Raw genomic sequence first — 8,006 nt, 5'->3', positions numbered from 1 at the left:
GCGGTGGGTGAAGACATTCGCCAGCGCCTGATCACCGGCCTGCGCGAAGACGCCAGCCTGGCCGCCATCTACCCCATCTCCCTCGCCGCCGGCGTGCTGATCCTCGGCCTTGCCGGCAAACGCCTGGACCTGCTGCACCTATTGTTCGGCTCCGCACTGGCCGTCGACGACACCACCTTGACCGGCATGCTCTGGGTCTCCGGCTTCAGCCTGGTCGCCATGGCGCTGATCTACAAACCGCTGCTGCTGGACACCCTCGACCCGCTGTTCCTGCAAACCGTCAGCCGCCTCGGCCCGCTGGCCCACGGGCTGTTTTTGACCCTGGTGGTGCTGAACCTGGTGATCGGTTTCCAAGCCATCGGCGCGCTGATGGTGGTGGGATTGATGATGCTGCCGGCCATCGCGTCGCGGTTCTGGAGCCGGCGCTTGCCGGTGTTGATCGCGGTATCGGCAGTGCTGGGCTGCCTGTCGGTGTGGCTTGGTTTGTTGCTGTCGTTCTATTACTCACTGCCCAGCGGCCCGGCGATTGTGCTGGTGGCTGGTGGTGGGTACCTGCTGTCCGTGGTTTTCGGTCCGGTGCATGGCTTGCTGCGCCGCCCTCCCTTGCTGTCATCCCAATGAGGTGTTTCCCGATGCGCGCTCTATTCGTGCTGTTCAGTCTGCTACTGCCGTTGTCCATGGCCCAGGCCGCCGACAAACTCCAGGTGGTGACCAGCTTCAGTATTCTCGATGACATCACTCACCAGATCGGCGGTGAGCACATCCAGATCAGCAACATGGTCGGCCCCGACGCCGACGCGCATACCTACGAGCCGAGCCCGGACGACGCCAAGGCGCTGCTCAAGGCCAAGCTGATCATCAAAAATGGTCTCGGCTTCGAGCCGTGGCTGGACCGCCTGGTGGCCAGCACCGAAACCCGCGCCACCGTGGTCACCGCCAGCAAAGGCGTGATCTCCCACACCATGGAGGAAGACGGCGAAACCATCCCGGACCCGCACGCCTGGCATAACCTGGCCAATGCCGAAATCTATGTGAACAACATCACCAAGGCGCTGGTGGCCGCCGACCCGGCCAACCAGGCCGACTACCTGCGCAACAGCCAGGCGTACCTGAAAGACATCTACCGCCTGCTCGCCGAGGCCAAGGCCAAGTTCGGCGCGTTGCCCGCGGGCAACCGCCGTATCGTCACCTCCCACGACGCCTTCGGCTACCTGGGCCAGGCCTATGGCATCCAGTTCCTGGCGCCCCAGGGTTTGTCCACCGAGCGTGAGCCTTCAGCCGCTGAAGTCGCCGCGCTGATCACCCAGATCCGCAAGGACAAAGTCAAAGCCGTGTTCATTGAAAACATCAAGGACTCGCGCCTGCTCAAACAGATCGCCAACGAAAGCGGCGCACAGATCGGCGGCACGCTGTACTCCGACGCCCTCGCCGCAGAAGGCCCGGCCAGCACCTTTATCGGGCTGTTCGAATACAACCTCAACACCCTGTGCGCGGCGTTAAGCAAACCATGATCGGCAAGAACGCGTGCGGCGTGACTGTCTAGTTTGACCCACTGGCCTGGCACAACTGCCAGGGTCTACCCCTGCATTGTCGGGGTTAAGCGCGCGGTTTGACGCTGCCGCAGTTATCCCCCAGCCACTGGGCGTGGCTGTCCAGGCTGCCCTTCTGCTGAATGCCGGTGGCGTTGAAGGTGCCGTTGACCGTGGTGGTGAACTCTTTCTGACTCTGGAAGGTGGCCACGCCGGTACCCTGGGCTTTCGGGCAACTGAAACGAAATTTCCACTGGTTGCCGCTCTTGTCGGTCACTTGCTGTTTGCAGCCCGACTGCGGGTCGGTCAGCGGGATCGAGTCGGAGGCGACCTGGGCGGGGGTGAGGCACACCTGGACGCCTTTGCCGGCCATGGCGATGCCTTGTTTTTCCAGCATGGCGCGCTGTTCCGGGGTCATCTGTTGCTTGAGCTGACCGAGAATCAGCGACAGGTCCGGCAGGTCCTGGTTATCCACTTTCATGTTGCTCGTAGTCAATTCCCACAAGCCCGGCGCCAGCATCTGCGCCTGTGCCGCCACGGGCAGTGAAAAACCAATAACCATGGCCAAACCTAGCAGACGAGCATTCATCGAGTAACTCCTGGGCAATTGTGGGCGTTAGACGCCACAAAAGCGCCAGTGTTGCACGGCAAAGAAAATAGCGACATTCCTGACCGAACATGGTCTGTTAGGCACTGGATTGCCTGGAGTGACATCGTCCATGGATTTTTTTGGCCCGCACCTGCTCGCCTACTTTATCGCCACGCTGCATTTTCTCGGAACGCTTGCCGCGATCCATGCGGTGCTGACCGTCAGGACCGCCCAAGGCTCGATTGCCTGGGCCTTATCGCTGATGTTCGTACCCTACCTGACGCTGATTCCTTACCTGATCTTCGGCCGCAGCACCTTCGATGCGTACATCCAGGCGCGGCGCCAGGCCAACCAGGAAATGCACACCGCAATCAACGAACTGAACTGGCGCCCGTGGGTCGAGGAAGCCCTGGCCGCACGCAACTCCAGCGCCTACGCCTCGCTGCGGGCGATGCCCAAGCTGGGGCGCATGCCGTGTCTGGCGAACAATGAAGTGCGCTTGCTGATCAATGGTGACGCCACCTTCAATGCGATCTTCGACGCGATTCGCCGCGCCAAAACCGCCGTGCTGTTCCAGTTCTTCATCATTCATGACGATGAACTCGGCAGGCAGTTGCATGCCTTGCTGAAGGAAAAAGTCGCCCAAGGCGTAGCCGTCTACGTGCTCTACGACCGCATCGGCAGCCACGCCCTGCCCTCTCGCTATGTGCAATCGCTGCGCGACGCCGGGGTGCAGGTCAAGGCGTTCGCCACCCGCAGCGGTTGGCTCAATCGCTTCCAGGTCAACTTCCGCAACCACCGCAAGATCGTGGTGGTGGATGGCATCACCGGGTTTGTCGGCGGGCATAACGTCGGCGACGAATACCTGGGCAAAAAACCGCCACTGGCGCCGTGGCGCGATACCCATGTGCAGGTCATCGGCCCGGTGGTGGCGTGCCTGCAGGAATCGTTTGCCGAAGACTGGTTCTGGGCCGCGCGGGAACTGCCGCCGCTGATCCTGCCAGACACTTACCCCGAAGACGGCGTGCTCTGCCAATTGCTCGCCAGTGGCCCGGCCGACCCTTATGAAACCTGCTCGCTGTTTTTTGTCGAAGCCATCCACGCCGCGACCGAGCGCGTGTGGATCACCAGCCCGTATTTCATCCCGGATGAAGCGGTGTTTGCCGCCCTGCGCCTGGCGGTGCTGCGCGGGGTCGACGTGCGCCTGCTGCTGCCGTCGCGGCCCGACCACCGCATTGTGTATGCCGCCTCCAGCCTTTACGCGATCGAAGCGGTGCGCGCCGGGGTGCGGGTGTTCCGCTATACGCCGGGGTTTCTGCACCAGAAAGTGGTGTTGGTCGACAGCGAAATCAGCGCCATCGGCAGTGCGAATATGGACAACCGTTCGTTCCGGCTGAATTTCGAGGTGATGTTGCTGACCGTCGATGAAGCCTTCGCCCAGCAAGTGGAGCACATGCTGCTCGATGACTTCGCCCAGGCCCATGAAGTCAGCCAGGAAGAAAGCCGCGAAACCCGCCGCCTGCAACAACTGGGCATGCGGATCGCGCGGCTTATCTCACCGATTCTCTAACCGACGCTGCGATAAACATGTGGGAGAGGGCTTGCCCCCGATGGCGGTGAATCAGAACCCAATCCGCTAGCTGACACACCGCAATCGGGGGCAAGCCCCCTCCCACATTTGCATCTGCGGGGCTGCGGGAAAATGCTTCAACGGTAGATATCTTCACGCGTCCACGGCAATTCATAGCTGCCATCGGCGAAGGGTTTTACTGCCAGCATGCGGATCGCACCGCTTGTTTCACCGCTTCACCAACAGACACTGCGGTAAAAATGTGGGAGGGGGCTTGCCCCCGATAGCGGTGAATCAGTGCCCAATCCGCTAGCTGACACACCGCAATCGGGGGCAAGCCCCCTCCCACATTTGCATCTGCGGGGCTGCGGGAAAATGCTTCAACGGTAGATATCTTCCCGCGTCCACGGCAGTTCATGGCTGCCATCGGCGAAGGGTTTTACTGCCAGCATGCGGATCGCACCGCTTGTTTCACCGCTTCACCAACAGACACTGCGGTAAAAATGTGGGAGGGGGCTTGCCCCCGATAGCGGTGAATCAGTGCCCAATCCGCTAGCTGACACACCGCAATCGGGGGCAAGCCCCCTCCCACATTTGCATCCTCAGGGCCGCGAGGAAACGCTTCAGCGGTAGATGTCTTCGCGCGTCCACGGCAGTTCGTGGCTGCCATCGGCGTGGGGTTTTACCGCCAGGATCTGGTGCAGGTTGATCCAGCCCCGCGCAAACGCGTAGGCGCAACCGGCCAGGTATAACCGCCAGATGCGCAATGCCTGTTCCGGCACCAGCTTCGCCGCCGCTTCCAGGTTGTCTTCCAGGCGTTCGCTCCAATGGTCGAGGGTGCGTGCGTAGTGCATGCGCAGGCTTTCCACGTCGACCACTTCGAGCCCGGCTTCGCTGAGCTCGGCGGTCATCATCGCCAGGTGCGGCAGTTCGCCGTTGGGGAATACGTAGCGCTCAATAAAATCCCCGGCGCCACGGCCCACGGGGCGACCGTCAATGTGCTTGGCGGTGATGCCATGGTTCATCACCAGGCCACCTTCGCGCACCGCGCCAAACAGGGTCTTGCAGTATTGCGCCAGGTTGGCGTGGCCGACGTGTTCGAACATGCCCACGCTCACCACTTTGTCGAAACGGCCGTCCTGGGGCAGGTCGCGGTAATCGAGCAGTTGCAGGTCCACTTGATCATCCAGGCCCTCGGCTTTCACGCGCTCTTTGGCCAGGGCCAGTTGCTCTTTACTCAGGGTGATGCCAAACACTTTTACCCCAAACTCCCGCGCCGCATACCGCGCCAGCCCGCCCCAACCGCAGCCGACATCGAGCAAATACTCGCCTGGCTGCAAGCGCAACTTGCGGCACAGGTGGCGGAATTTGTCTTGTTGGGCCTGGTCGATGGATTCGCTGCCGGTTTCGAAGTAACCGCAGGAATACGCCATGTCCTGGTCGAGCCACAGCTGGTAGAACTCGTTGGACAGGTCGTAATGGTAGGAAATCGCAGCCGCGTCAGTGGCCTTGTCGTGGATCGAGCGCACCGGATGATTGTCCGCATCGTCATCGATCAGGGCATAACTCAACTCGTCACACACCCGGATCACCTCGGCGATGGAGCCTTCCAGCTCCAGCTTGCCCTCGACGAAGGCTTCGCCCAATGAATCGAGCGTGGGATGGAAAAGCGTGGACACAACCGAGGGGTCCTTCACCACGATGGTCACACTGGGCTCGGGGCCCAGGTTGAATTCATGGCCGTCCCAGAGTCGAAGACGCAGCGGTAGCTGAAGATTCTGTAAGGCCGGTGGAAGTTGCGCGAGCATGAGTAGTCCCCCCTTGTTTCAGACGTCTGGAAAGAGGGTAGACCATCCCACGACAACGTAGGAAGCTATCGATTTCATAACCTGCGCTTATGAAAATCGGCGTTCGAGCAAACCGTCCTGAATCCACTGTTTCAGCCACGAGACCGCTTGCAGGGGCGCACCCTCTCCATAGCTGACTGCCAACTGCGCGCACAGTTCTGAAAAACACCAGCCGGTGGTCACCATACCCGCCAAAGCGCAGGTTTCTGCGGGTTCCAGGCTGCGGTAGCGGCACACCTGCTGATGGCGCCACACCAGGCAGATCTGCGGCGCATCCAGAGGCTGGCTGGCGCGCAAGTCCGACTGGGCCTTGCCGGCGCGCCAGGTCTCTACGGTGTTGAAGCGGCAGAGTATCTGCTGAACGGTCGGCGCCAGGGTGACCTGCAAACCCGGCCAGTCGTGCGGCGACAGTCGCGCCATGTCGTCCAGGGTCAGCGGCGCACCCGGCGGCGCATCGAACGCCAGGGTGAAAGCCCACTCCAGCCGCGCCAGCTCAGACAGCGGCGCGCTTTGCTCAGCCACCAGGTGCTCCTGGATAAACGCCGCGAACCGCTGGCCCAGCCAGCGCAGGCTGTAGTGGGCGGACGGGTAGCGACGCACATAGGCCTCGGTCAGCGCGGCGAACTCGTCATCCCCGAGCCAATACCAAAGGGCGCCGAAGTCCTGCCGTAACACGTCCTGCAACCGCGACAGGTAGGCGTTGTGATAAATCGCCAGGCCCGTTTCCACATCCAGCGTAGGACCACCCAGCAACGTGGCGGCAAAGCCAGTGCCGGCCACAGGGGTTTCGGCCAATAAGTGCTCTTCGAAGGCCAGTTGCCAATCCGTCAGGCGCATAGCGTTCTCCTGGCCAAGGCGGTCGCACCCAGCGTGCGGGCCTTGTCCAACTCGCTGAGCAGCTCTTCGAACGGCGGAAAATGGTCATCGCGCTCCAGCAACGTCGAGACCGGGCCCAGGTGCTCCAGGGTCTGTTGATACAGCGCCCACACCGGATCACACACCGGATGGTCATGGGTATCGACCACGTAATCGCCGTAGTCCATATGCCCCGCCAAATGCAGTTGGCGGATGCTCTGCGGCGGCAGGTTGTGAATGAACGTCCAGGCATCAAAACCGTGATTGCGCGAGCTGACGTACACATTATTGACGTCCAGCAGCAACTGGCACCCCGTCAATTGGGTCAGCGCGTTGAGGAATTCCCACTCGGTGAATTCATCCGCCTTGGCGCGCACATAGCTGGAGACGTTCTCCAGCACCAGCGGGCGCTGCAACACATCCTGCACCTGCAACACACGACTGGCCACGTGATACAGGCTTTCTTCGGTGTAAGGCAGGGGCAGCAGGTCATGCAATTGGTGCGCGCTGCCACGGCTCCAGCACAGGTGATCGGAGATCCACGCCGGCTGGATGCGCGCGGCGAGTTGCTGGAGCTGCTTGAGGTAATCGATATCGAGGGCATGGGGCCCGCCGATGGACAGGGACACACCGTGCATCACCAGCGGGTAGCGCTCGGCGATCGCGTCCAGGTAGTACAATGCTTTACCGCCCTGCACCAGGTAATTCTCGGAGATCACTTCGAACCAATCCACGGCCGGCGATTGTTCAAGGATCTGCTGGTAGTACTCACTGCGTAGACCCAGGCCGTAACCCAGGCTCGGAAGGGACATGGACATCAGACACTCCTGGGCAAACGTGTCCGCAGCGGCAGGTGGCCGCTGCGGGGTACGCGGGGGCCGATTACTCGCCGACTTTGCCACCGGCCTTGTCGCACGCAGCCTTAGTCATGGCCTTGAAGCCATGACCCTTGCAAACCGCTTGGCCCTTGCAGGCGTTTTCAGCGGTCTTGCAGTCATTCATGCCTTTGCAGGAGGTGACGCCGTAGCAATGCACCGCAGCGTCGGCGGCCTGTACCTGGGTGGTGACACCGGCAAACAGGGTGGCAGCAGCGAGCGCCAGGGCAGCACCGGAAATGGCGTTTTTGATGGTCATGGGGTCATCCTCATAGAGCGTGGTTAGGTCGGCTGAGCGGCATGCTCAGTCCCGACATACCACTAGAGTGAGGTGCCCCCTTGCCGTTACAGCACCCTCGAAAAAAATCTGACAGTTATTTCTCCAGCTTCGACAACGGCTCCTGAAACCGCAGCAAACGCCCGGCGTTGCCCAGCACCAGCAAGGTACTGAGGTTGTGCAACACCGCCGCGATCATCGCGCCAGCAGCCCCCAACCAGCCAAACGCGGCGAACACCACGATGGCCAGCGTCCAGCCCAGGCCGATGATCACGTTGACCTGCAACGTGTGCCGACATTGACGACTCAAGCGCACACACGTGCCCAGGCGGCGCAAGTCGCTGCCATAGTGGGAACTGGCGCATGGGTAGGTACGACTGTCGGTGGTATGGGTGGAGAATATATAGGTGGGAAAATCTACGAGGCCACACAACCTTGACCAGTATCGATAATTGGAATCCCTG

8 protein-coding genes and 1 pseudogene are annotated in these 8,006 nt (G+C 61.3%); 3 read left to right on the top strand and 6 right to left on the bottom strand.

Translation table 11 applies throughout. The features are described from left to right. Positions 1 to 621 (top strand): metal ABC transporter permease (locus tag L9Z73_RS20795; protein ID WP_247404873.1); only part of this gene is annotated, 621 nt, incomplete at its 5' end. 11 nt (positions 622 to 632) lie between these two features. Then, the gene (locus tag L9Z73_RS20790) at positions 633 to 1,511 is read left to right on the top strand and encodes a metal ABC transporter substrate-binding protein (protein ID WP_247404871.1); all 879 of its coding nucleotides are present in this window, start codon (positions 633 to 635) and stop codon (positions 1,509 to 1,511) included. Between the two features lie 85 nt (positions 1,512 to 1,596). Here the strand turns inward: L9Z73_RS20790 and L9Z73_RS20785 are convergent, their stop codons facing one another. Beyond that, complete coding sequence (locus L9Z73_RS20785; RefSeq protein ID WP_247404868.1) at positions 1,597 to 2,118, bottom strand: DUF3617 domain-containing protein; 522 nt, start codon at positions 2,116 to 2,118, stop codon at positions 1,597 to 1,599. A gap of 130 nt (positions 2,119 to 2,248) precedes the next feature. Here L9Z73_RS20785 and cls point away from each other — a divergent pair, with 130 nt between their 5' ends. Next, the gene (gene cls, locus L9Z73_RS20780; protein WP_247404865.1) at positions 2,249 to 3,688 is read left to right on the top strand and encodes a cardiolipin synthase; all 1,440 of its coding nucleotides are present in this window, start codon (positions 2,249 to 2,251) and stop codon (positions 3,686 to 3,688) included. Positions 3,689 to 4,311: 623 nt separating this feature from the next. On the opposite strand, the gene cfaB is transcribed toward cls, so the two are convergent. The 5 genes and pseudogenes from cfaB to L9Z73_RS20755 all read right to left on the bottom strand — a co-directional run. Further along, complete coding sequence (gene cfaB / locus L9Z73_RS20775) at positions 4,312 to 5,496, bottom strand: C17 cyclopropane fatty acid synthase CfaB (protein WP_247404862.1); 1,185 nt, start codon at positions 5,494 to 5,496, stop codon at positions 4,312 to 4,314. Between the two features lie 87 nt (positions 5,497 to 5,583). Further along, positions 5,584 to 6,372 (bottom strand): DNA-binding domain-containing protein, encoded by a 789-nt coding sequence (locus tag L9Z73_RS20770; protein WP_247404859.1) that lies wholly within the window; start codon positions 6,370 to 6,372, stop codon positions 5,584 to 5,586. Beyond that, complete coding sequence (gene bufB / locus L9Z73_RS20765; RefSeq protein ID WP_247404855.1) at positions 6,363 to 7,208, bottom strand: MNIO family bufferin maturase; 846 nt, start codon at positions 7,206 to 7,208, stop codon at positions 6,363 to 6,365. Before bufB ends, L9Z73_RS20770 begins: the two co-directional genes overlap by 10 nt. 64 nt (positions 7,209 to 7,272) lie before the next feature. Next, positions 7,273 to 7,524: a BufA2 family periplasmic bufferin-type metallophore gene (gene bufA2 / locus L9Z73_RS20760; RefSeq protein WP_247404852.1), complete on the bottom strand. Its 252-nt coding sequence runs from the start codon at positions 7,522 to 7,524 to the stop codon at positions 7,273 to 7,275. Between the two features lie 115 nt (positions 7,525 to 7,639). After that, positions 7,640 to 8,006, bottom strand: a pseudogene (locus L9Z73_RS20755) (hypothetical protein); the annotation flags it as partial.

Origin of the sequence: Pseudomonas emilianonis (assembly GCF_023072625.1) — a bacterium.
In the GTDB taxonomy this organism is placed as follows: Bacteria; Pseudomonadota; Gammaproteobacteria; order Pseudomonadales; family Pseudomonadaceae; genus Aquipseudomonas; species Aquipseudomonas paraveronii.
Note: the sequence above shows the minus strand (reverse complement) of the source record. Positions and strands in the feature narration are given on the sequence as shown.

What these genes read in the sequence shown, in the direction of transcription:
- L9Z73_RS20785 (WP_247404868.1), bottom strand. Translation starts at nt 2,118, where the DNA reads ATGAATGCTCGTCTGCTAGGTTTGGCCATGGTTATTGGTTTTTCACTG.
- L9Z73_RS20770 (WP_247404859.1), bottom strand. Translation starts at nt 6,372, where the DNA reads ATGCGCCTGACGGATTGGCAACTGGCCTTCGAAGAGCACTTATTGGCC.
- L9Z73_RS20790 (WP_247404871.1), top strand. Translation starts at nt 633, where the DNA reads ATGCGCGCTCTATTCGTGCTGTTCAGTCTGCTACTGCCGTTGTCCATG.
- bufA2 (WP_247404852.1), bottom strand. Translation starts at nt 7,524, where the DNA reads ATGACCATCAAAAACGCCATTTCCGGTGCTGCCCTGGCGCTCGCTGCT.
- cfaB (WP_247404862.1), bottom strand. Translation starts at nt 5,496, where the DNA reads ATGCTCGCGCAACTTCCACCGGCCTTACAGAATCTTCAGCTACCGCTG.
- bufB (WP_247404855.1), bottom strand. Translation starts at nt 7,208, where the DNA reads ATGTCCATGTCCCTTCCGAGCCTGGGTTACGGCCTGGGTCTACGCAGT.
- cls (WP_247404865.1), top strand. Translation starts at nt 2,249, where the DNA reads ATGGATTTTTTTGGCCCGCACCTGCTCGCCTACTTTATCGCCACGCTG.